Genomic DNA, 20,554 nt, shown 5'->3' on the forward strand with positions numbered 1-20,554 from the left:
TGCAGGACAGGCGCAGGCCTCAGTCGTCCTGCGCTTCGATCATATCGACCCGTGTGGCGTGGCGGCCGCCTTCAAATTCGGCACCCAGAAACGCATCCACAATATCCAGCGCCTGTCCTTCGCCGACAACACGCGCGCCAATCGACAGCATATTGGCATTGTTATGCTGGCGGATCATCCGGGCGGAAAACGCGTCCGAACAGACGCCGCAGCGAATGCCGGGCACCTTGTTTGCGGCCATCATGATGCCCTGACCCGTGCCGCAGAGGATTATCCCCAATCCGCAATCACCCGAGGCTACGGCCAGTGCCGCGGCCTTGCCGTGTTTGGGGTAATGGGTGCTTTCCGGGGTCGTCGGGCCGATATCGACCACGTCCCATCCTTGCTGCGCGATGTGGTTGGCCACGGCCTGACGCAGCTCGATTGCCGCGTGGTCGCTGGAAAGAACAATGCGTTTGTTGCCAGTCATGGAGATCGGTCCGCTTGTGTCGCTGATCGCGCGCATGAGGCAGACTTGTGCGCAATCGGTGGTTCAAAAAGAAAGGGACGACACATTCTGTCGACCCCTCCAAACTCAATCCATCTGGTACATGGATTCGTAGATCGGCGTCAGCGTCTTGTCTTCGAACAGGGATGACACGCTGGTTCCGTTCCAGATGTTCAGGATCGCCTGTGTAAAGATTGGCGCAGTCGGAACAATCCGGATGTTCTTGGCGCTCAATATCTCTTTGGTTGGCTGGATCGTATCGGTCAGCACCAGCGACTTCATCACCGAATTTGTCACCCGTTCCACCGCAGGGCCACTCATGACGCCATGCGTGATGTAGGAATGAACTTCTTTCGCACCGTTATCCAGCAGCACCTGCGCCGCCTTGCACAGCGTTCCGGCGGTGTCGCACATGTCGTCCACGATCAGGCAGATCTTGTCCTTCACATCCCCGATCACGGTCATCTCGGCCACTTCGCCCGCTTTCTCGCGGCGCTTGTCCACGATCGACAAAGGGGCGTTGATCCGCTTGGCCAGTTCACGCGCGCGGGCCACGCCGCCCACGTCAGGTGAAACGACCATGATTTCATCCAGATTTCCCTTGAACTGATGCCTCACATCCAGCGCAAAGATGGGCGAGGCATAAAGGTTGTCCACGGGCATATCGAAAAAGCCCTGAATCTGGGCCGCATGCAAGTCCATGGTCAGGATCCGTTCGATCCCGGCCCCTGTCAGCATGTTGGCCACCAGCTTGGCGCTGATGGGCGTGCGGGCCTTGGTGCGACGGTCCTGACGGGCGTACCCGAAATACGGGATCACGGCGGTGATCCGCTGCGCGGACGACCGGCGCAGCGCATCGGCAATGATCAGCAGTTCCATCAGGTTGTCATTGGCCGGGTTCGAGGTCGGTTGGATAATGAACATATCCTCGCCGCGCACATTTTCGAACACTTCCACGAAAATCTCACCGTCGTTGAACCGTTCGACACGCGCATCGACCAGACCCTGATCAACGCCTCGGTACAGGCTCATGCGGCGTGCGATGGCTTGGGCAAGCGGAAGGTTGGCGTTCCCAGCGATAAGCTTGGGTTCGTGAAGTGTCGGCATCGGCTGAGGTCCCCGGGCAGCAATGGCAATGTGACAGAATCGTGATGTTGACACCGCTTAGCATGGCCTTACCGTCCCGCAAAGGTAACGCAGCGGAGAAAGTGCACATGACCCAGATTGAATACTTTTTTGCGACACTCTCGCCCTATTCCTATCTGGCAGGGATGCGGTTGGAAGAAATCGCGGCGAAACACGGCGCGACGATCAACTATAAGCCGCTGGACATTATCGCCCTGTTCGCGCGCACCGGGGGGACCCCTCCGAAAGACCGGCATATCTCTCGTATCGAGTACCGCGCACAGGAGCTGCTGCGCCAATCGAAGAATCTGGGGATGGAGTTCAATCTGAAACCCGCGTACTGGCCGACCAATATGGCCCCGTCATCTTATGCGGTTATTGCCGCGATCAAGGACGGCTCGGGCGATGTGGGTAAGCTGTGTCATAGCTTCCTTCGCGCCTGCTGGGCCGAGGAAAAGGATATCGCACAGGACGATGTCATCCGCGAATGTCTGACGCAAGCCGGGTTTGATCCCGGTCTGGCAGACAGCGGCTTGCTGGTGGGGGCAGAAACCTATGCCGCCAACCTCGAGGAAGCCGTGGACCGGGGTGTCTTCGGCGCACCGTTCTATATCACGCCCGACGATCAGCGGTTCTGGGGTCAGGACAGGCTGGATGATCTGGACCGGCATCTGACCGAGATGTACGGGTGACGGTCAAGGCCGCGATGCATTCCGTTTTCGTAAGGCACTTGGGTGAGGGGGAGCGGAAACTGCTCGCCCTCCATTGCACGATTGCGCATTCCGGTGCCTGGTCCGGTTTGGCCAGTGCGCTGGATGGCTGCGCGTCATTTATTGCCCCGGATATGTTGTCGCATGGGCGCAGCCCGGATTGGGACGGGCAGGGTGATTTCTTTGACGCAGTGACCAAACCCGCCCTGGCTGAATTGACCGAACCCATGGATGTAATCGGGCATTCCTTTGGGGCGATGATCGCGCTCAGGCTGGCGATCGAACATCCCGACCGCGTGCGCAGCCTGATCCTGATCGAACCCGTGTTCTTTGCAGTTGCAAAACAGGATGCGCCGCTGTTGTTCGAACAGCACGAACGGGACTCGGAGCCGGTCAATGCGGCCTTCGCATCTGGTGACAAGGTTTTGGCGGCGCGCCTGTTCAACAGGGCGTGGAGCACGAAGAGCAGCCCCAAATGGCCTGATTTGCCCGAACGCACGCGGGCAAATATGGTGCGTGGAATCGATGCGGTTCCGGCTGTGCAGCCTGTGCTCTACGATGATCAGGCAGGGTTGCTTGACGCCGATCAGCTTCGGCGTGCATCGATGCCGACCCTGCTGCTGAGCGGGTCAGAGACGCCGCCGGTGATCCACGCGATTTGCGCAGGGCTGAAACGGCGCCTGCCTGATGCACGCCATGAACGCATCAACGGCGCAGGGCACATGCTGCCGATTTCACACCCTGATGAAACCGGCGCTTTGCTGCGGGCGTTCTGGCAGGCCAACGCCCCGTTAGGCGTTAAAGCAGATTGAGAAACTGATCGATCTCCGCCGCTCCGATGGACCAGTCGCAAACCAGCCTGCACGCGAGGTTTTCGTTTTCATCCTCGCCGTCCAGCTCTGCCCCCCAAAGGTGATAAACCGCGCCGGCCTCATGCAGCTGCTTGTGCTTCGCGCGTGGGAATGAGGCAAAGATCATATTGGCCTGCGGTTCGTGCAGAAACGCGGCCCCCTTGGCGCGCAAACCCTCGGCCAAGCGGGCGCAGTTGTCATTGGCCTGACGTGCCATCTTCAGCCACAGGTCGTCTTCCAGATAGGCCGCCATCTGAGCGGACAGATAGCGGTGCTTGGAAAACAGATGCGCCCCGCGCTTGCGCCGCAGCTCAAACTCCCAGGCTTTGCTTTCATCAAAGAACACCACCGCCTCGACACCCATCAGACCGTTCTTGGTGCCACCAAAACTGACAGCATCCACACCTGCTTTCCACGTCATATCCGCCGGGGAACAGTTCAGCGCAACCAACGCGTTGGTAAAGCGCGCGCCGTCCAGATGTACAGGCAGGCCGTACGTCTTGGCGACCCCGCACAGGGCCTGCAACTCTGCCAGCGAATAAACCGATCCGCGCTCGGTCACTTGTGTGATCGACACGGGTCCGCGCTGCGGCCCATGTACGCCGCGTGTTTCTTCACCCAGAATTGACCCGCGCAGCGCCTCAGGGGTCATCTTGTCTCCGCCCGGAACCAGGGTCAGCTTGGCGCCGCTGTAAAACTCCGGTGCGTTGCATTCGTCCTCGTGGATATGCGCGACTGGGGAACAGAAAACCGTTTCCCAAGGCTTTGACAATGTTGCAAGGGCCAGAGAATTCGCGGCTGTCCCCGTCGCCACCAGATAGACCGCAGCACCCGGAGCCTCGAAGATGCTGCGGATACGGTCGCGCACCTCGTTCATCAGCGTATCCGCACCATAGGCCATCTGATAGCCCTGATTGACCTCGGCCAGCCTGGCCATGACCTGCGGATGAACCGGCCCGGAATTGTCAGACGCGAAATGCATCAGCTTGGCTCCTCGATTATGTAATCTTCCCACTCTTCCATGGGTGTCTCAAACTCGGACACTGTGCGCCCCTGAACCGAGACCCCGGCGGCATGCACACTGTCCGCTGTACCAGATATCAACGGGTGCCAGTCGTAAAGCGGTTTGCCTTCCCACAGCAACCGATACGCGCAGGTTTGTGGCAACCAATAGGCATGTTCGTCGATATTGTCGGGGGTCATGACGATGCATTCGGGCACGAATTGATGCCGGATGTCGTATTGTACGCAGCGGCAGCTTTCGTCATCCAACAGGCGGCACGCGACGCAGGTCAGGGCAACCTCGCCCGTGTCTTCATCTTCCAGCTTGTTCAGGCAGCATTTGCCGCAGCCATCACATAACGCCTCCCACTCGCGCTGGTTCATTTGGCGCAGGGGTTTGCGCTCCCAAAACCGGGCAGGCAGGCCCGCGCGTTCAATCGGATCAACACTCATAGGGCGGTCAATATACCGCGGGCCTGTTCGCAGTCGGCATCCATCTGCGTGATCAGACTCTCCAGCCCGTCGAATGTCATCTCGGGGCGCAGATAGTCGATCAGACCCACCGACAGGGTCGCCCCGTACAGATCGCCCGAAAAGTCGAACAGGAAGGTTTCGATATTGGGCACCTGGCCGTTAAACATCGGGCGCACCCCGATCGAGGCCGCACCGTGATAGCTGCCCTTATGCGGCCCATCCAACACATCCACCAGTACGGCGTAGACACCGAATTTTGGCGGATGCAGCCCTTCGATGGACATGTTCGCGGTGGGAAAGCCCAGCTCGCGCCCGCGCTGTTCGCCCCCGATCACTTCGCCTTCGATCCGGTGCCAGTGTCCCAGCATCGCGGCTGCGTCCCGTGGGCGGCCGTCGCTCAGCGCGGTGCGAATGGCGGTTGAGGATACAACATTTTCCGACCGTTCCATCAAAGGCGCAATCGTCACACCGAACCCCATGTCCTGCCCGAACTTCACCAGATCCTGCGCCGTGCCACTGCGGCCCTTGCCAAAGCAGAAATCGGCACCCACCACGACATGCGACAGGCCCAGCCCGTCGCAGATCACGTTGCGCGCAAACTCCATTGGCGAAAGCCCGGCCAGCGCGGCGTTGAACGGCAGTTCATAAAGCTTCTCTACGCCCAGCTTCTCCAGCCGGTGCGCTCGCGCATTGCCCCGCATCAGGCGGAACGGAGGCGCGTCAGGCGCAAAATACTCCCGCGGATGCGGCTCGAAGGTCAACACACCCAGCGGCGCGTCCGGCGCTGCATTACGGGCCAGTTCAATGACCGACTGATGCCCCAAATGAACGCCGTCGAAATTCCCGATTGCCACGCTGGCGCCGCGATCTTCTGGCTGGACGAACTGGATATCCCGGATGATGTGCATAGACGATTGCGTAGCGGCGCGAGTCAATTTGTTCAAGCGGCAGTTTGAATTCCAAGAATGCGATCCTGTGACTGAGCTTTGAACATTTCAGTTGGCCGGGAAAATGCATGAGGCCAATCCAAGTATTTCAGGCCAAGCGCCTCCAACCGCTTGATTCAAAAAAAACTCCGGGTTTAGACTGAAAATCCGGTTCCCTGGATTAAGGCGCACCGGATCAAAGCCCGGCGAGGTTCGAACGAACCCAGCACAGGAGGCAGACCCATGTACCGAATGCGACTGTTCGCGATTCGTCATGCCCGCACTTTCGAGTGGATCTATAAATGTGTCGAACGCGGCATGGTCGCGATGGACCCGATATTTGCAAAGATCGGATATAACCGCGTCGAACGCCCCATCGCACTGGTCGAGAAGGGCGTCAAAACCCTGTTGTTCGATTGCAAGATGTGCGGGCAATGCGTGTTGTCATCGACCGGCATGTCCTGCCCGATGAACTGCCCAAAGCAATTGCGCAATGGCCCCTGTGGCGGCGTACGTCCCGGCGAGTTTTGCGAGGTGAAGCCGGATATGAAATGCGTCTGGGCCCTGGCCTGGAACGGAGCCAGCCGCATGCGGCACGGAGCCGACAAGATAAAAGAAGTTCTTCCGCCGGTGGAGCACACGTTGAAAGGCTCGTCATCCTGGCTGCGGGTCAGCCGCGAGATTGCTGCGCAGGAGCGCGAGACCCGGGATGCAGCCCGGTTGGCGCTGGCCGAGGCATTCCCCGAAGCGCGCGAGAATGAACCTTCTGCGGCACCACTGGCCGCCGAACCACCCAACGCGATAAACCGGGAACTGAAGAAATGAGTGATACCCATCGCAACGAGGTGGAGCCGATTGGCTATGTTCCGGTTCCCCAAGGACATGTGTCGCACAGCCGGTTGGAAAAGGTACTCCGTTCAGGCCGTTTCGCAGTCACCGCCGAGTTGAACCCACCCGACAGTGCCGACCCCGAGGATGTTTATCAGGCGGCCCAACCGCTTGGCGAAGTGGCTGACGCGATCAATGCAACCGATGCTTCGGGCGCGAACTGCCATATGTCCTCGATTGGGATTTGTGCCTTGCTGACGCGCGCGGGTTATTCTCCGGTCTATCAGATTTCCTGCCGCGACCGGAACCGGATTGCCATTCAGGGCGATGTTCTGGGGGCTGCGGCGTTGGGCGTCAGTAACGTGCTGTGCCTGACCGGCGACGGCGTCGGCGTCGGGGATCAGCCGGGGGCAAAACCGGTATTCGATTTCGATTCCCTGACCCTGTTGCGGACGATCCGCACGATGCGCGATCAGGGAATGTTCCTTTCTGGTCGTAAGATCACGCGCCCGCCGCAACTGTTCCTTGGTGCTGCCGAAAACCCCTGCATACCGCCTTATGACTGGCGACCTGATCGTCTGGCAAAGAAGGTTGAGGCCGGGGCCGAGTATATTCAGACCAATTACATCTACGACATTCCGCTGTTCGAGAAATTTATGGCGCGTGTGCGCGATGCGGGACTGGACAAGAAAGTGTTCATCATCGCGGGCGTCGGCCCCATCGCGTCAGCGCGTGCGGCACGCTGGATGCGCAGCAATGTTCCCGGCATTCACATCCCCGATCAGGTAATCGAGCGGATGGAGAAAGCCGAAAAACCAGCTGACGAGGGCAAAAAGATCTGTATCGAACTGATCCAGCAGATTCGCGATATCGCGGGAGTGTCCGGCGTTCATGTGATGGCCTACAGGCGCGAACACGTGGTGTCAGAGATCATCCTGGAATCCGGTGCGTTGAAAGGGCGAAAACGCGCCCGCCCGTCCTGAAAGGCACAGGCAAAACTCAGTGTCCCAACAAAAAAGGCGCCGGTCGGGCGCCTTTTGCATGGATGTGTTCGCCGATCAGTCGAACTTGCGCGACGGGGCCAGTACCATGGCTTCACCGATCAGCACCTTCTTGCCCTCGACCGAGCAATGGCAATCCAGTTTGACGCGACGCTTGGAAAAGTCGATGTCGATGACTTTGACCTCGGCATAAACCATGTCACCGGGGCGCACGGGGGCCAGGAACTTCAGTGACTGCCCCATATAGACCGTGCCATGGCCCGGCAGTTGTTCGCCAATAACGGCCGAGATCAGCCCAGCTGTCAGCATTCCGTGCGCGATACGCCCTTCGAAGATTGTATCGCGGGCATAATCATCATCCAGATGCACCGGGTTCCGGTCTGTCGAGATCTGCGCAAACATCTCGATATCTTCGTCCGTCACCACTTTGCGCAGGTGGCGGGACATTCCCATTTCGATGTCTTCGATACAGATCGTTCCGCGTGGAAGATTGTCCAACATGTTGCCCTCACTCGAAATCGACCGAGAAAGAAAAAACCACTATCCGGCCTAGGTTGGCAACTTTATTACTTCGCAACTGCAGAAAATCAAGTCTTTTCTTGCTATCTCAATCGCCCGATTGTGTAGGTCGGGTTGATCTTTTCCCTTTCGATATAAGCCGTTAGGGATTCGTGATCCGGATGGTGCGACGTTTTTGTCTCAGCAGCCGCCAGCCCGCCCGAAATGAACAGGGAATCAATGCCTTCACCCATGCCCCCCAGAATGTCCGTATGGGGGCCGTCGCCGATCACCAGAATGTCGCCGTCCGGGATATCATGGCCCAGTTCCTGCAACCTGCGGCGCGCCAGATCGTAGATCGGTGGGTGCGGCTTGCCAAAATACAGGCTCTCGCCGCCCATCTCGGTATAGAGCTTTGCCAAAGCGCCTGCACACCATTCGCGCACCTCGCCGCGATCGACAACAATGTCGGGGTTTGCGCACAGCAGCTTCATGCCCATCTGTTTGGCATAGAGGAAATCGGGGCGGTTCACGTCCGGGTCGGCCATCGGATCAAAAGGGCCACAGCAGACGATCCCCTCGGCCTCTCTCAGCGGGACACGTTCAATCTGGATCGGGTGGTGCAGCAGTTTCAGGGGCTCGAAAAAGCCCGCATCGCGCTGCCATTCCCCCATGAAGTAAACCTTGTGCCCGACAGCACCACGGAACATCGCCGACCGTGCGGAATCGCCGCTGGTGGCAATGGTGTCATAGGCATCTGCGGGAACATTGAACTGCACCAGTTGCTCGGACACACCCGCACGGGGTTTGGGCGAGTTCGTGACCAGCACAACAAGCCCCCCGTCCGCGCGATAGGCTTGAAGGGCTGCGACAGCTTCGGGATAGGCCGTGATTCCGTTGTGAACGCACCCCCAAAGATCGACAAACAACGCTTTGTAGCGGGCGGAGATTTCGGACAGCGCGTGAACGATCTGGGTCATATGTGGCCTCAAGCTGAAACTGCACGAGCCTTATGACCGATTGGCAAGGGATTGGCCACCAATCGATCGGTGGCCGCCCTGTATTTCGTCGGTTGGGTAAAGGTCTGTTTAAGCGCAATGCCGAAGGCGCAGACTGAAGACCAATAATGCGAGGCCCGTTTTACTCAGAATGACGGACCCCGCGTGTTTTTTCAGACCTTCAGGTTCGGAATGATCTGCTTTTTACGGCTCATGATGCCCGGCAGAACCACGGCGTCGCCATCGACGGATGCACCAAAGCTTTTCTCGGCAACGGTTTTGACCAGATCATTGGGCACCAGCAGGGTGGCTTCCTCGTTCAGGATATCGACGACGAACAGCAGCACCTGATCGACACCGTCTTCTTTGGCGACATCCACCATCGAACCCGCCAGGCTTGCCTTGCGGTCCAGAATGACACCCGGCGCAGTGGTTTCCAGAACCGAGACGCGGAATTTGGTGCCATCGACTTCGTATTCCTTGCTGTCCATGCGGATCAGTTCGGCATCCGAGAAGGACGAGACATCCGATTTCGCCGCAAACATATCTGCCGCGTAAGCCGAGATATCCAGCTCCAACTCGGCTGCCAGCCGCTCTGCGACCTCGCGGTCATGGGGCGTGGTGGTGGGCGAGCGGAATTCCAGCGTGTCCGAAAGGATGCAGGTCAGTGCCGCGCCCTTGATGGCGTCGGGCATCTTGGCTGCATCGTCGCCCATCAGGTCAACCATGATGGTGGCCGTGCAGGCCAGCGGGCGCACGGTGATGTCGATCGGGCCTTTGGTTTCCAGACCACCGACCAGCTTGTGGTGGTCGATGATGGCGCGGATGTCAGCGTCATTGACGTTGGCGGGCAGTTCGGCAGGGTTGTTGGTGTCGACGATAACCACCGGAGTGTCCGCTGCCAGATCGTCCAGGATGCGTGGTTTGGGCAGATCCCAGTTGTCCAGCATGAACGCCGCTTCGGTGTTGGGTTCGCCCAACAGCACGGGCTCGGCCTGCACACCTTTGATTTCGTTGAGGTACCACGACCACAGGATCGGCGAGCCTGTGGAATCGGTGTCGGGGGATTTGTGACCAAATACGAGCGTTGTCATGTCAGCGTCCTGCGGAATGGAAATTTGCGCGCCTTATAGGGCGGACAAACGCCCTTGTCACGCCACAGCAGCCCGTCTGCGACGCTTGGTCTGAAAACCGCTGAACCAGCTTAGAAAGCGGCGCGTGTCAGCGTGTATCCGGCCTGCTCCAGCTGGTTCAGCAAACCGTGGTCATCACTCAGATGACCTGCGCCGACCGCGATCACCGCCGTCTGATCCGTGATGGCCAGAATATGCTCCATCCACAGAGCATTCCGTTGGACAAGCATCTGCTGCTCGAACCCGTTCCATTCCTCATCGAAGACGTCCCGGCTCAACCCGGATTCCTCGAACCCCTGATGGCGTGCGAATTGTATGATCTCGGCGTGCTTTTCTTCCAGATATCCATTGGCCATGGTGGCCAGTTGATCGTTGCTTCCCATCATCGCCCCGGACAGCCGCACCAGCGACTCGACCTGCTGTTCCAGAGGGTGGCTGTCGAACATGGCGATCAGGTCGTCGATACGTTCCAGCGAGTATTGCGGAATGCCGTTTTCTGCGGCCAGATCGTTCAGGCGGGCGTCCATGCCGTAGGTCCCGTTCGGATCTTCCATCATGCAGGGCGGGATGCTCAGCATCATGCTCAAGAACCACGGTCGCATTTTGGCTGCCATCCAGCCGGGAATGCCGCGCTGGTTCAACGCAGTCGAGAATGCGGCCCAGTCTTCATCTCCCATCAAGTCGATCAGGGTCGGCCCGGATGTGATCATTACAGCGCTGAGATTATTGGCCAGGTTTTTTTCGAATGCGTCCATGTCAGTCTGGGTGACTTCGAAATAGAATGCGTCAGCCTTGCTCAGGTCCGGAGACAGGCGTTCAACCACCTTTTCCATACGTTCGTCATAAGTGTGCAGGGTGCCAACGATGTGCAGAACCGTGTCACCCTTGCGCGCAATCCAGTGGTTGCCTTCCGGAAAGGGGATGTCCGCCACGGCGCGTTGCAACTCGGCCCGCGCGTCATCTGACAGCAGTGGGCGCAGGTCCTGCCCATCGCACGCAGCCGCAGCTGTGATCGGGGCCAGTAGAAAAGCGAGAAACGTCAGCAGGCGCATGAACCCATCCGGTGTTGTGTCATCAAGGTGTCCCAGACATAGCCATGCCTGCGGCCCATGTTCAAGCAACCCGTCTGGTATTCCTCAACAATCTGCGTAGCATAGGCCCATGAACCGCGAGCAGGACCTCTATCCCCCGATCAAGGCGCTTTTGGAGCGTCAGGGATACACCGTCAAAGGAGAAGTGGGCGCAGCCGATATCGTCGCCATGCGCGAAGACGAGACGCCTGTGATTGTCGAACTCAAGCTCAGGTTCACGCTGTCCCTTTTCCATCAGGCGATTACCCGCCTGAAACTCACGGATCAGGTCTATATCGGGGTCAGCAAACCCACCGGGCGCACGGCCCGGCGGGCGCTCAGGGACAATCTGGCTCTGTGCCGCAGGCTTGGCCTGGGTCTGATCACCGTACGCGCCGATGGCACGGTCGAGGTGCAATGCGACCCGGGCCCATATGTGCCGCGCAAGGACAAGGCCAGGGCGGCGCGGCTGCTGCGTGAATTCGCTCGGCTGGAGGGCGACCCCAATTCCGGGGGCGCGACACGTCACGGGATCGTGACGGCCTACCGTCAGGATGCGCTGAAATGCGCGGCCTTTCTGGCCGAACACGGCCCGGCCAAAGGGGCCGAGGTTGCCAGATCGGCGGGTGTTCCGGTCGCCACCCGGTTGATGCGGGAAAATCACTATGGGTGGTTCGAGAAGGTTGAAAAAGGTGTCTACGCTCTTACTTCTGAGGGAACAGACGGCTTGAAACACTGGGCCTACAGCTGGGAACAGGCTGACTGAGGCGTTGTAAAAAAATCCCAAACACCTTGTTGACTCGGCGTTTTAGACTCCCTAGCTATGCGTCGTTATCACTCATACACACCGAGTGCTAACGCCTCGTCGAAAGGCGAGGGGAGGATAAACAAAACTTTGAGCCCAAGGAGCTGCAAAGATGGCATTGAAACCGCTTCATGACCGTGTGCTGGTTCGCCGTACCGAAAGCGATGAAAAAACCGCAGGCGGACTGATCATTCCTGACAGCGCAAAAGAAAAGCCCAGCGAAGGCCAAGTCGTCGCAACCGGCGAAGGCGCGCGCAAGGACAGCGGCGAGCTGATCGCAATGGCGGTCAAGGCTGGCGACAAGATCCTGTTCGGCAAATGGTCGGGCACCGAGGTTCAGGTCGACGGCGAAGAGCTGCTGATGATGAAAGAAAGCGACATCATGGGGATCATCGAGTAAGCCCGCGCTTTCTCTGATCTTCCACTCAACACATTTTCTCAAGGAGAAACGACATGGCTGCAAAGGACGTCAAGTTCGACACCGATGCCCGCAACAAGATGCTCCGGGGTGTGAACATCCTGGCGGATGCTGTCAAAGTGACCCTGGGCCCCAAAGGCCGCAACGTGGTACTGGACAAATCCTTCGGCGCACCGCGCATCACCAAAGACGGTGTTTCGGTTGCCAAGGAAATCGAACTGGAAGACAAGTTCGAAAACATGGGCGCGCAGATGGTGAAAGAAGTCGCCAGCCGCACCAATGACGAAGCCGGTGACGGCACCACCACCGCGACCGTTCTGGCGCAGGCCATCGTAAAAGAAGGCCTGAAGCAGGTTGCAGCGGGCCTGAACCCGATGGACCTGAAGCGCGGTATCGACCTGGCAACAGCCAAAGTTGTCGAAGGCATCCGTGCTGCTTCGCGTGAAGTCAAAGACTCGGCAGAAGTTGCTCAGGTTGGCACCATCTCGGCCAACGGCGAAGCTGAAATTGGCCAGCAGATCGCAGACGCGATGCAGAAGGTCGGCAACGAAGGCGTCATCACCGTCGAAGAAAACAAAGGTCTGGAAACCGAGACCGATGTTGTCGAAGGGATGCAGTTCGATCGTGGCTACCTGTCGCCTTACTTCGTCACCAACGCAGACAAGATGGTGGCCGAGCTTGACGACTGCCTGATCCTGCTGCACGAAAAGAAACTGTCCTCGCTGCAGCCGATGGTTCCGCTGCTCGAGCAGGTGATCCAGTCGCAAAAGCCGCTGCTGATCATTGCAGAAGATGTTGAAGGCGAAGCGCTGGCGACTCTGGTTGTCAACAAACTGCGCGGCGGCCTGAAAATTGCTGCTGTCAAGGCACCGGGCTTCGGCGATCGCCGCAAAGCCATGCTGCAGGACATCGCAATCCTGACCGGTGGTCAGGTGATCAGCGAAGATCTGGGCATGAAGCTTGAGAATGTCACCATGGACATGCTGGGCACCGCCAAGAAGATCGAGATCAGCAAAGACGAAACCACCATCGTCGACGGTGCTGGCGAGAAAGCCGAGATCGAAGCACGTGTTGCCCAGATCCGCACCCAGATCGAAGAAACCTCGTCGGATTACGACCGTGAGAAGCTGCAGGAACGCGTTGCCAAACTGGCAGGCGGTGTTGCCGTTATCCGCGTCGGCGGCATGACCGAAGTTGAAGTGAAAGAGCGTAAGGACCGTGTGGACGATGCTCTGAACGCAACACGCGCAGCCGTTCAGGAAGGCGTCGTTGTAGGCGGTGGTGTTGCTCTGGTTCAGGCCGGTAAAGCACTGGAATCGCTGAAAGGCGCGAACGCTGATCAGGACGCAGGCATCAACATCGTGCGCAAGGCCATCGAAGCGCCGCTGCGCCAGATCGCCGAAAACGCAGGCGTTGACGGCGCGGTTGTTGCAGGCAAAGTGCGCGAGTCTTCGGATCCGGCCTTTGGTTTCAACGCTCAGACCGAAGAATATGGCGACATGTTCTCGTTCGGCGTGATCGACCCGGCCAAAGTTGTTCGTACCGCTCTGGAAGACGCGGCATCTGTTGCCGGCCTGCTGGTCACTACCGAAGCGATGGTTGCAGACAAACCGCAAAAAGATGCACCTGCTGGCGGCATGCCCGACATGGGCGGCATGGGCGGCATGATGTAAGCACGTCGAATTCGCCTCGGCGAATTCTGACGACCCCTGACAGGCGTTTGGCTGCAAGGTCAAGCTGTCGAGAGGGGAAGCCAAAGTGCTAACGAACGGGGTCGCCTTTTGGCGGCCCCGTTTCGTTCCTGATAGCCGCAATGCGGCCACGCCTCTGGCGGGAGTATTTTGGAAAAGATGAAGGCAGCTCCGCGTGTGCCCGAATTGTGAGTGTCCAACCTGCCGCCAAGTCGGTATGTGGTTGAAATGCGACTGTTCCTTCTGACCGCCCTGACCATGTGCGCCTTTGCGGCGAACTCCATTCTGAACCGGCTGGCTATCGACAGCGGATCCAGTGATCCCGCGGGGTTTGCCATTATCCGGGTTCTGGCGGGGGCGCTGGTTCTGGCCGCACTGGTTGTGCTGCGCAGAGGACATTTGCCGCTGCGCACCTGCAGGCGGTTCATCGGGGCCGGGTCGCTTTCCCTGTATATGATCGGGTTTTCCATTGCCTATCTGACGTTGGATGCGGGGCTGGGCGCGCTTATCCTTTTTGCCGTTGTGCAGATCACCATGTTCGCCGCCAACGCCCTTACCGGGACCAAACCTACCCGGCGGCAACTGGCCGGGGCAGCGATTGCACTGGGTGGTCTGGCCTGTGTCCTGTGGCCCACAGGAACAGTGCAGGTCGATCCAACCGGAACCGTTTTGATGATTGCCGCCGGGATCGGCTGGGCGGCCTATTCACTGGCCGGACGGTCCGAGCCTGACGCATTGCAGGGCACGGCAGCGAATTTCATCGTCGCGCTGCCGGTGACCGCGCTGGCCCTGATGGCCACAGGGGCAGAGTGGCACATGACCGGAATGGGCTATCTCCTCGCGGCCCTTTCGGGTGGCGTAACATCTGGTCTGGGATACGCCTTGTGGTATCGCGTACTGCCCCGGCTGGCACCTTCGACGGCGGCAGTCGTTCAGCTCAGCGTGCCGGTGATCGCGATTGTGGGCGGCGTGGTGCTGTTGGGGGAAAGCGCGGGTGTGCGGCTGCTTGTTGGTGCGGCGCTGGTTTTGGGCGGTATCGCGCTGGCTGTCCTGCGACGTCAACGCGGGAAGGGCTTTTAACGCAGGCGCACAGGCTTTATCTGGCGGGTATGAGAATTCTGATCGCTCTGCTTCTTTGTCTTATTCCGGCCGTGGCCAACGCGAAATGCGTTGTTCTGCTGCACGGTCTTGCCCGGACCGAGGCGTCGTTTAGCGTGATGGAGCAACTGTTCAAAGCGAATGGCTATTCCGTGGTGCGCCCGGGTTACCCATCGACCGAAATCGGTATCCCCGAACTGGCCGAACAAACCATCCCGCAAGCGTTTGCAGCCTGCGGTACTGATACCGTCAATGTTGTCGCACATTCGATGGGCGGCATCCTGTTGCGGTATTGGTTGCAGGACCACAGCCCTGAAAACATGGGCCGTGTCGTCATGCTGGGGCCGCCCAATCAGGGTAGCCAACTGGTCGATGAACTCAGCGCGTGGGAGGTGTTCGGATACCTAAACGGTCCGGCCGGTCTTCAACTGGGTACGGGCCCGGATGGTATTCCCAGCCGCCTGCCGCCCGTGGATTTCGAACTGGGTGTCATCGCAGGTGACCAGTCATTGAACCTCGTGTTTTCGTCTCTGATCGACGGTCCTGACGATGGCAAAGTGTCGGTCGAATCCACCAAGGTCGAAGGCATGGCCGATCATCTCGTCTTGCCGGTGACCCACACCTTCATGATGAACAACCCGCAGGTCATGGCACAGGCTCTGCACTTTATCGAATTTGGTCGGTTCGATCCCCAGATCACTTGGCTGGACGGTGTGATGGACGTAATTGACGAGATCTGCATCGGGCAGAATTGCTCGGAACCGGGGGCGGAGCCATCAGAATGACCACATTGGATCTGACATTGACCGGTGCCGAGGTTCTGTTGCCGGATAAAGGGCTGTCACGCGCGGAGCTTTCCATTGCAGGTGGGGTCATTCAGAAAGACGCAACCGGGCGGCGGATTGACCTGACCGGATTTCTTGTTCTGCCAGGTATTGTCGACTTGCACGGCGATGGGTTCGAACGCCATATCGCCCCACGTCGCGGCGCGATGAAGCAGATGAATGAGGGCATTCTGTCGGTCGAGGCCGAACTGGCGGCCAACGGCATCACCACAGCCGTTCTGGCGCAGTTTTACAGCTGGGAAGGCGGCGTACGCGGCCCGGACTTTGCCGCGCAGGTGTTTGCGGCCATCGCAGCGGTCAAGGGCAGCACGGTCACCGATCTGATCCCGCAATTGCGGTTCGAGACCAATATGCTCGCGGATTACGACGGGCTGGCCCGTCGCATCGCCGATTGGCAGGTGCCATACGTGGTCTTCAATGATCACCTGCCGCATGATCGTTTGGCACAGGGCAAGAAACCACCGCGCCTGACCGGGCAGGCATTGAAGGCCGGACGCAACCCAGAGGCGCATTTTGCGATGCTGCTCGACATGCACGCCCGCAAGGCTGAGGTTCCGGCGGCGCTAGAAGCGCTCTGTTCGGACCTTGCGGACATGGGCGTGCGTCTGGGCAGCCACGATGACGCAACTGCCGAGGCGCGCGCCTGGTGGCGCGGCCAAGGGGTGCGCATTGCCGAGTTTCCCGAAACGCTTGAAGCCGCCGAGGCCGCGCGCGCTGCCGGGGATCACGTCATTCTCGGCTCACCCAATGTGGTCCGCGGCGGCTCGCATAAGGGCAACGCCAGCGCGGTAGAGCTGATTGCGATGGGGCTCTGTGATGCGCTGGCCTCGGACTACCATTATCCCAGTCCACGCCGCGCGGCGCTGATGCTGATCAAAACCGGGCTGCTGGATCTCGCAGGGGCCTGGGCGCTGATCTCATCCGGCCCCGCGCGGGTGCTGGACTTGCAGGACCGGGGCACGCTTGCCGCGGGCAAACGCGCCGATCTGGTAATCCTTGACGCAACCAATCACCGGGTCGCCGCGACATTGGCGGGCGGGCGCGTCAGCTACATGTCAGGGGATATCGCGGCGCGCTTTGTGGGGTGAAACCAGACCGGCTTCACCTTTTTCCAAATACTTTCGCCGAAGGCATCGCGCCGCAGCGCGATATTCTACCGCTTGATCCGGTTGAAATGTCCCATCTTGCGACCGGCCTTGATCTCGGCCTTGCCGTAAAGATGCAGCGCGACGTCCCGTTCGCGCGCCAGCTCGGGCACACGGTCCATATCGTCGCCAATCAGGTTCTCCATCACCACATCCGAGTGGCGCTGCCCGTCGCCCAACGGCCAACCCGCCACCGCGCGGATGTGCTGTTCGAACTGATCCACGGCGCAGCCATTCTGCGTCCAGTGGCCCGAATTATGCACGCGCGGCGCGATCTCGTTCACGATCAGCCCGCCGGGTGTCACGAACAGCTCAACGCCCATGACACCGACATATTCCAGCGCGTTCAGGATATTGGCCGCCAGCAGGATGGCATCGGTGCGCTGGGCAGGGGACAGTCGGGCAGGGATGGTGGTGGTGTGCAGGATGCCGTCGCGGTGCACATTCTCACCCGGGTCGAAACAGGCCACCTGACCGTCCAGTCCCCGCGCTGCAATGATCGAAACCTCGTGTGAGAAATCAACAAAACCCTCCAGAAGGGCAGGCGCACCAGCCATATCGGCCAGCGCGGCCTCGGCATCCCGGGGGGTGCGCAATCTGGCTTGTCCTTTGCCGTCATAGCCAAAGCGGCGGGTCTTCAGGATGGCGGGCGTGCCGATTTCTTCGATGGCCGCATTCAGGCTGTCCAGATCGGTGATATCCGCAAACGGAGCCGTTTTCAGGCCAAGCCCCTGCAGGAACGTCTTCTCGGTCAGGCGGTCCTGACTGACCCTCAATGCCTCACGCCCGGGATGAATGGGGCGATGGGCTTCCAGAATATCCAATGCCTCGGTCGGGATGTTCTCGAACTCATAGGTGATGACGTCCACCGCATCGGCGAAGGCCGTCAAGGCGTCGATATCGTCGTAGGCCGCTGTCGTAACCCGATCCGCAACCTGCCCGGCAGGCGGGTTTGCGCCCGGCTCGTAGATGTGGCTGACAAACCCCAGCCGAGAGGCCGCCACCGACAGCATCCGGCCCAGCTGGCCGCCACCCAGAATCCCGATCACTGCACCTTGGGCGAGCATCTCCGCCATCGTCAATTCTCCAAACGTTTTCCAATTGCGCCAAGCGCCGCTCTCAGCGCCTCATGCGCGCCCTGTTCGATCAGGGTGCCCGTCATTTGCAGGCTCAAAGTACCTTCGGTCGCCAAAGCGTCGCGCTCCTGTGCCAACCGCCCGGCTGTGCCTTTCTTCATCGAAGCGAGAAAACCCGCCATCAACTGCGTGGTATAGAACTCGGCCCCGTCCGCATCGCCGGTTACGTCACCCAGCCATTCGGCCCCGGTGGCCATCAAATCCAGAATGCCGGGAACCATGGCACAAATTGCAAAATGCGCGTTCAGCGCCGCCTCATCCGCAACCTTGACCACGGGGTTTTCCGGCTCGAACAGCTCGGCCAGCAAGCGGTCATTTCCAAATGCCGCCATCGGGCAGCCACCGGACTGCAAGAACCCCAGCGGGATGGTCTGCACGAAATCCGACGCCGGTGCGCAAAGCTTGGCCAAATCCTTGGCGGAAACGGCCGCCATCACCGACACGACCTGCTGATCGGCGCGAAAGGTCAGGGGAGTCAGAACCTCGGCCGCGATATGCGGGCGCAGGCACAGAAACACGATGTCCGAGGTGTCAATCACCGCCTGCGGCGGCGCGATAGCCACACCCAGTTCGGCCTTCAGGGCGGCCGAGACCTCGGCGTTGCGTTCGGTCACGCTGATCTCATGCCCTTTGGCGGCCATCAGCCGCGCAATCGGCGCGGCGATATGCCCGGTGCCGATAAACCCGATTCTGCTCATCCCTGCGGTTCCTCGGGGATCGAGGCTGACAAGGCCTCGCGCCAGGCATCCAGCCGCGCGGCCAGGGCCTCATCCTGCAAGGCCAGAATGCCCGCCGCCATCAGGCCCGCATTGGCCCCGCCAGCGGACCCAATTGCCATGGTCGCCACGGGAAATCCCTTGGGCATCTGCACAATGGAATACAGCGAATCCACCCCCGACAGGGCCCGCGTCTGCACAGGCACGCCAATCACCGGTACCCGTGTTTTCGAGGCCATCATGCCCGGCAGATGTGCCGCGCCACCTGCGCCCGCGATGATCACCTGCAACCCGCGCGACACGGCGGTCTTGCCATAGTCCCACAACCGGTCCGGGGTGCGATGGGCCGAAACGATACGCGCCTCATAAGCGATGCCCAGTTCATCCAGAATATCTGCGGCTTCCTTCATCGTGGGCCAGTCCGACTGGCTGCCCATGATGATCCCCACTGTCACATCGCTCATCCGCTTACGTCCCCGCGCTCAGAAAGAGCGCGCACTATAGCCAAATCCGCTTTTGTGGCAATGCGGTACAGGGTGTTCAGGCAATGATATCGGGGGTCAGGCGGTCTTCGATCAGGCGGATGAAGTCTTTCAGGCGCAGTTTTTCCTTTTTCAGACGCCGAAGGGTCAACTGATCAGCCGTTCCTTTTTCATGCAGCGCCTCGATCGCTTCATCAAGGTCGCGGTGCTGGCGGCGGAAAACCTCCAATTCAACCCGCAGAACTTCATCGGTTTTCATCGAAAGGTCGGTGGGCGCGTTCATTGGCGACTCGGGCTTGTTGTGGTGCTTGCCCAACAAGATAGTGTGTCAGACGTTATCGCGCCAGACCTTGTGGACATCCTGGTTTCTTCCCATATTCTATAACAAGCGGTTGCCGGAACGGGACCGCGCACCACGTCGCTTTGACAATAAAGGACGAAAATACGTGTCGAAACTTACTCTTGGCTCATACCCGCATCTTTTGGGGTTCGAGCAGCTGGAACGCCTTCTGGAACGGTCTGCAAAGGCCGGTAATGAAGGATACCCGCCCTATAATATCGAACAGACCTCGGACTTTTCCTATCGCATCACCCTTGCCGTGGCCGGGTTCGCCGAAGAGGATCTGTCGATCACCATCGAGGATCGCCAACTGGTGATCCGGGGCCGTCAGCGCGACGACAGCGAGGGGCGCATCTTCCTGCACCGTGGCATCGCGGCGCGTCAGTTTCAGCGCATGTTCGTGCTGGCCGACGGGGTCGAGGTGGGCGAGGCGATTATGGAAAACGGTCTGCTGCATGTGGATCTGACCCGCGCCGTGCCGGAAACCGTGGTTCAGACAATCAATATACGGAAGGGGTAAGAGCTATGAATACACCGATTGAAATCAACACCGAAGGCAATCGTATCGTCTATGTGAAAACAGTCGACGTTGCCGATCTGCCGCGTGATCTGCGCGATCAGGCAGGTGATCTGGATCACCTTTATGCCGTGCACGATTCCGATGGGCAGCAACTAGCGCTTGTGGCCGACCGCAAGCTGGCTTTCGTTCTGGCCCGTCAGCACGACCTGTCACCTGTGGCCGTTCACTGAACGGCCCCTTAGCCCGGGCGGGGCT

General features: G+C 59.5%; 25 protein-coding genes. 12 read left to right on the forward strand and 13 right to left on the reverse strand.

The genetic code is table 11. The features are described from left to right. Positions 1 to 19: 19 nt before the first annotated feature. Together rpiB and ACR0BK_RS04700 are read right to left on the reverse strand one after the other, a co-directional pair. Entirely contained in the window at positions 20 to 469 is a 450-nt protein-coding gene (rpiB, locus tag ACR0BK_RS04695) for a ribose 5-phosphate isomerase B (protein WP_480487551.1), read from the reverse strand. 105 nt (positions 470 to 574) lie between these two features. Beyond that, complete coding sequence (locus ACR0BK_RS04700; protein ID WP_480553913.1) at positions 575 to 1,594, reverse strand: ribose-phosphate pyrophosphokinase; 1,020 nt, start codon at positions 1,592 to 1,594, stop codon at positions 575 to 577. A 107-nt stretch (positions 1,595 to 1,701) separates the two neighbouring features. Between ACR0BK_RS04700 and ACR0BK_RS04705 the strand changes: the two genes are divergently transcribed. Continuing rightward, positions 1,702 to 2,304 carry a DsbA family protein gene (locus ACR0BK_RS04705; protein ID WP_480553914.1) on the forward strand — a complete coding sequence of 201 codons (603 nt, stop codon included), beginning with the start codon at positions 1,702 to 1,704 and terminating at the stop codon, positions 2,302 to 2,304. A 14-nt stretch (positions 2,305 to 2,318) separates the two neighbouring features. Further along, positions 2,319 to 3,134, forward strand: coding sequence for an alpha/beta fold hydrolase (locus tag ACR0BK_RS04710; protein WP_480553915.1), 816 nt, complete (start codon positions 2,319 to 2,321; stop codon positions 3,132 to 3,134). On the opposite strand, the gene ACR0BK_RS04715 is transcribed toward ACR0BK_RS04710, so the two are convergent. The 3 genes from ACR0BK_RS04715 to ACR0BK_RS04725 are packed head-to-tail and all read right to left on the reverse strand — an operon-like array spanning position 3,121 to position 5,557. Beyond that, complete coding sequence (locus tag ACR0BK_RS04715) at positions 3,121 to 4,155, reverse strand: threonine aldolase family protein (protein ID WP_480482272.1); 1,035 nt, start codon at positions 4,153 to 4,155, stop codon at positions 3,121 to 3,123. The genes ACR0BK_RS04710 and ACR0BK_RS04715 overlap by 14 nt on opposite strands. Continuing rightward, positions 4,155 to 4,628, reverse strand: coding sequence for a YcgN family cysteine cluster protein (locus ACR0BK_RS04720; protein ID WP_480493604.1), 474 nt, complete (start codon positions 4,626 to 4,628; stop codon positions 4,155 to 4,157). The genes ACR0BK_RS04715 and ACR0BK_RS04720 overlap by 1 nt, the downstream gene beginning before the upstream one ends. After that, positions 4,625 to 5,557, reverse strand: coding sequence for a bifunctional riboflavin kinase/FAD synthetase (locus ACR0BK_RS04725; protein WP_480553916.1), 933 nt, complete (start codon positions 5,555 to 5,557; stop codon positions 4,625 to 4,627). Before ACR0BK_RS04725 ends, ACR0BK_RS04720 begins: the two co-directional genes overlap by 4 nt. A 261-nt stretch (positions 5,558 to 5,818) precedes the next feature. Between ACR0BK_RS04725 and ACR0BK_RS04730 the strand changes: the two genes are divergently transcribed. Both ACR0BK_RS04730 and ACR0BK_RS04735 read left to right on the forward strand, forming a co-directional pair. Next, positions 5,819 to 6,400: a methylenetetrahydrofolate reductase C-terminal domain-containing protein gene (locus tag ACR0BK_RS04730; RefSeq protein WP_480553917.1), complete on the forward strand. Its 582-nt coding sequence runs from the start codon at positions 5,819 to 5,821 to the stop codon at positions 6,398 to 6,400. Further along, positions 6,397 to 7,386 carry a methylenetetrahydrofolate reductase gene (locus ACR0BK_RS04735; protein WP_480553918.1) on the forward strand — a complete coding sequence of 330 codons (990 nt, stop codon included), beginning with the start codon at positions 6,397 to 6,399 and terminating at the stop codon, positions 7,384 to 7,386. Before ACR0BK_RS04730 ends, ACR0BK_RS04735 begins: the two co-directional genes overlap by 4 nt. 75 nt (positions 7,387 to 7,461) lie before the next feature. On the opposite strand, the gene ACR0BK_RS04740 is transcribed toward ACR0BK_RS04735, so the two are convergent. The 4 genes from ACR0BK_RS04740 to ACR0BK_RS04755 all read right to left on the reverse strand — a co-directional run bounded on the left by ACR0BK_RS04740 (position 7,462) and on the right by ACR0BK_RS04755 (position 11,085). After that, positions 7,462 to 7,905 carry a MaoC family dehydratase gene (locus ACR0BK_RS04740; protein ID WP_267362989.1) on the reverse strand — a complete coding sequence of 148 codons (444 nt, stop codon included), beginning with the start codon at positions 7,903 to 7,905 and terminating at the stop codon, positions 7,462 to 7,464. A 101-nt stretch (positions 7,906 to 8,006) separates the two neighbouring features. Then, positions 8,007 to 8,882 (reverse strand): TIGR01459 family HAD-type hydrolase, encoded by an 876-nt coding sequence (locus ACR0BK_RS04745; protein ID WP_480553919.1) that lies wholly within the window; start codon positions 8,880 to 8,882, stop codon positions 8,007 to 8,009. A 191-nt stretch (positions 8,883 to 9,073) separates the two neighbouring features. Further along, positions 9,074 to 9,994 (reverse strand): manganese-dependent inorganic pyrophosphatase, encoded by a 921-nt coding sequence (locus ACR0BK_RS04750; protein ID WP_480475459.1) that lies wholly within the window; start codon positions 9,992 to 9,994, stop codon positions 9,074 to 9,076. Between the two features lie 110 nt (positions 9,995 to 10,104). After that, entirely contained in the window at positions 10,105 to 11,085 is a 981-nt protein-coding gene (locus ACR0BK_RS04755; protein WP_480553920.1) for a TraB/GumN family protein, read from the reverse strand. 109 nt (positions 11,086 to 11,194) lie between these two features. Here ACR0BK_RS04755 and ACR0BK_RS04760 point away from each other — a divergent pair, with 109 nt between their 5' ends. From ACR0BK_RS04760 to ACR0BK_RS04785, 6 genes are all read left to right on the forward strand, one after another. Then, the gene (locus tag ACR0BK_RS04760) at positions 11,195 to 11,869 is read left to right on the forward strand and encodes a DUF2161 domain-containing phosphodiesterase (RefSeq protein WP_480553921.1); all 675 of its coding nucleotides are present in this window, start codon (positions 11,195 to 11,197) and stop codon (positions 11,867 to 11,869) included. A gap of 151 nt (positions 11,870 to 12,020) precedes the next feature. Further along, on the forward strand, positions 12,021 to 12,308 hold the full coding sequence (gene groES, locus ACR0BK_RS04765) for a co-chaperone GroES (RefSeq protein ID WP_209504786.1): 288 nt from the start codon (positions 12,021 to 12,023) through the stop codon (positions 12,306 to 12,308). Between the two features lie 53 nt (positions 12,309 to 12,361). Next, entirely contained in the window at positions 12,362 to 13,999 is a 1,638-nt protein-coding gene (gene groL / locus ACR0BK_RS04770) for a chaperonin GroEL (RefSeq protein ID WP_480475465.1), read from the forward strand. Between the two features lie 246 nt (positions 14,000 to 14,245). Then, positions 14,246 to 15,097: a DMT family transporter gene (locus tag ACR0BK_RS04775; protein ID WP_480475467.1), complete on the forward strand. Its 852-nt coding sequence runs from the start codon at positions 14,246 to 14,248 to the stop codon at positions 15,095 to 15,097. Between the two features lie 29 nt (positions 15,098 to 15,126). Next, complete coding sequence (locus ACR0BK_RS04780) at positions 15,127 to 15,900, forward strand: alpha/beta fold hydrolase (protein WP_480553922.1); 774 nt, start codon at positions 15,127 to 15,129, stop codon at positions 15,898 to 15,900. Continuing rightward, entirely contained in the window at positions 15,897 to 17,048 is a 1,152-nt protein-coding gene (locus ACR0BK_RS04785) for an alpha-D-ribose 1-methylphosphonate 5-triphosphate diphosphatase (RefSeq protein ID WP_480553923.1), read from the forward strand. The genes ACR0BK_RS04780 and ACR0BK_RS04785 overlap by 4 nt, the downstream gene beginning before the upstream one ends. 65 nt (positions 17,049 to 17,113) lie before the next feature. Here the strand turns inward: ACR0BK_RS04785 and ACR0BK_RS04790 are convergent, their stop codons facing one another. From ACR0BK_RS04790 to ACR0BK_RS04805, 4 genes are all read right to left on the reverse strand, one after another. Further along, positions 17,114 to 18,181, reverse strand: coding sequence for a 5-(carboxyamino)imidazole ribonucleotide synthase (locus tag ACR0BK_RS04790; protein ID WP_480553924.1), 1,068 nt, complete (start codon positions 18,179 to 18,181; stop codon positions 17,114 to 17,116). A gap of 2 nt (positions 18,182 to 18,183) precedes the next feature. Then, the gene (locus ACR0BK_RS04795) at positions 18,184 to 18,939 is read right to left on the reverse strand and encodes an NAD(P)-binding domain-containing protein (RefSeq protein WP_480553925.1); all 756 of its coding nucleotides are present in this window, start codon (positions 18,937 to 18,939) and stop codon (positions 18,184 to 18,186) included. Continuing rightward, positions 18,936 to 19,421, reverse strand: coding sequence for a 5-(carboxyamino)imidazole ribonucleotide mutase (gene purE / locus ACR0BK_RS04800; RefSeq protein WP_209504779.1), 486 nt, complete (start codon positions 19,419 to 19,421; stop codon positions 18,936 to 18,938). Before purE ends, ACR0BK_RS04795 begins: the two co-directional genes overlap by 4 nt. A gap of 76 nt (positions 19,422 to 19,497) precedes the next feature. Then, complete coding sequence (locus tag ACR0BK_RS04805; protein ID WP_209504778.1) at positions 19,498 to 19,722, reverse strand: YdcH family protein; 225 nt, start codon at positions 19,720 to 19,722, stop codon at positions 19,498 to 19,500. Positions 19,723 to 19,885: 163 nt separating this feature from the next. Between ACR0BK_RS04805 and ACR0BK_RS04810 the strand changes: the two genes are divergently transcribed. Further along, positions 19,886 to 20,299, forward strand: coding sequence for an Hsp20 family protein (locus tag ACR0BK_RS04810; RefSeq protein WP_058275530.1), 414 nt, complete (start codon positions 19,886 to 19,888; stop codon positions 20,297 to 20,299). A gap of 5 nt (positions 20,300 to 20,304) precedes the next feature. Next, complete coding sequence (locus tag ACR0BK_RS04815) at positions 20,305 to 20,529, forward strand: DUF1150 family protein (protein ID WP_480475477.1); 225 nt, start codon at positions 20,305 to 20,307, stop codon at positions 20,527 to 20,529. Positions 20,530 to 20,554: the final 25 nt, after the last annotated feature.

It is taken from the genome of Ruegeria sp. AF1 (assembly GCF_056542125.1).

Coding starts and splice junctions, on each gene's coding strand:
- ACR0BK_RS04780 (WP_480553922.1), top strand. CDS start 15,127: ATGAGAATTCTGATCGCTCTGCTTCTTTGTCTTATTCCGGCCGTGGCC.
- ACR0BK_RS04755 (WP_480553920.1), bottom strand. CDS start 11,085: ATGCGCCTGCTGACGTTTCTCGCTTTTCTACTGGCCCCGATCACAGCT.
- ACR0BK_RS04705 (WP_480553914.1), top strand. CDS start 1,702: ATGACCCAGATTGAATACTTTTTTGCGACACTCTCGCCCTATTCCTAT.
- ACR0BK_RS04790 (WP_480553924.1), bottom strand. CDS start 18,181: ATGGCGGAGATGCTCGCCCAAGGTGCAGTGATCGGGATTCTGGGTGGC.
- ACR0BK_RS04760 (WP_480553921.1), top strand. CDS start 11,195: ATGAACCGCGAGCAGGACCTCTATCCCCCGATCAAGGCGCTTTTGGAG.
- ACR0BK_RS04710 (WP_480553915.1), top strand. CDS start 2,319: ATGCATTCCGTTTTCGTAAGGCACTTGGGTGAGGGGGAGCGGAAACTG.
- ACR0BK_RS04750 (WP_480475459.1), bottom strand. CDS start 9,994: ATGACAACGCTCGTATTTGGTCACAAATCCCCCGACACCGATTCCACA.
- ACR0BK_RS04725 (WP_480553916.1), bottom strand. CDS start 5,557: ATGCACATCATCCGGGATATCCAGTTCGTCCAGCCAGAAGATCGCGGC.
- ACR0BK_RS04805 (WP_209504778.1), bottom strand. CDS start 19,722: ATGAACGCGCCCACCGACCTTTCGATGAAAACCGATGAAGTTCTGCGG.
- purE (WP_209504779.1), bottom strand. CDS start 19,421: ATGAGCGATGTGACAGTGGGGATCATCATGGGCAGCCAGTCGGACTGG.
- ACR0BK_RS04700 (WP_480553913.1), bottom strand. CDS start 1,594: ATGCCGACACTTCACGAACCCAAGCTTATCGCTGGGAACGCCAACCTT.
- ACR0BK_RS04745 (WP_480553919.1), bottom strand. CDS start 8,882: ATGACCCAGATCGTTCACGCGCTGTCCGAAATCTCCGCCCGCTACAAA.
- ACR0BK_RS04775 (WP_480475467.1), top strand. CDS start 14,246: ATGCGACTGTTCCTTCTGACCGCCCTGACCATGTGCGCCTTTGCGGCG.
- ACR0BK_RS04730 (WP_480553917.1), top strand. CDS start 5,819: ATGTACCGAATGCGACTGTTCGCGATTCGTCATGCCCGCACTTTCGAG.
- ACR0BK_RS04795 (WP_480553925.1), bottom strand. CDS start 18,939: ATGAGCAGAATCGGGTTTATCGGCACCGGGCATATCGCCGCGCCGATT.
- rpiB (WP_480487551.1), bottom strand. CDS start 469: ATGACTGGCAACAAACGCATTGTTCTTTCCAGCGACCACGCGGCAATC.
- ACR0BK_RS04815 (WP_480475477.1), top strand. CDS start 20,305: ATGAATACACCGATTGAAATCAACACCGAAGGCAATCGTATCGTCTAT.
- groES (WP_209504786.1), top strand. CDS start 12,021: ATGGCATTGAAACCGCTTCATGACCGTGTGCTGGTTCGCCGTACCGAA.
- ACR0BK_RS04735 (WP_480553918.1), top strand. CDS start 6,397: ATGAGTGATACCCATCGCAACGAGGTGGAGCCGATTGGCTATGTTCCG.
- ACR0BK_RS04720 (WP_480493604.1), bottom strand. CDS start 4,628: ATGAGTGTTGATCCGATTGAACGCGCGGGCCTGCCTGCCCGGTTTTGG.
- groL (WP_480475465.1), top strand. CDS start 12,362: ATGGCTGCAAAGGACGTCAAGTTCGACACCGATGCCCGCAACAAGATG.
- ACR0BK_RS04740 (WP_267362989.1), bottom strand. CDS start 7,905: ATGTTGGACAATCTTCCACGCGGAACGATCTGTATCGAAGACATCGAA.
- ACR0BK_RS04785 (WP_480553923.1), top strand. CDS start 15,897: ATGACCACATTGGATCTGACATTGACCGGTGCCGAGGTTCTGTTGCCG.
- ACR0BK_RS04715 (WP_480482272.1), bottom strand. CDS start 4,155: ATGCATTTCGCGTCTGACAATTCCGGGCCGGTTCATCCGCAGGTCATG.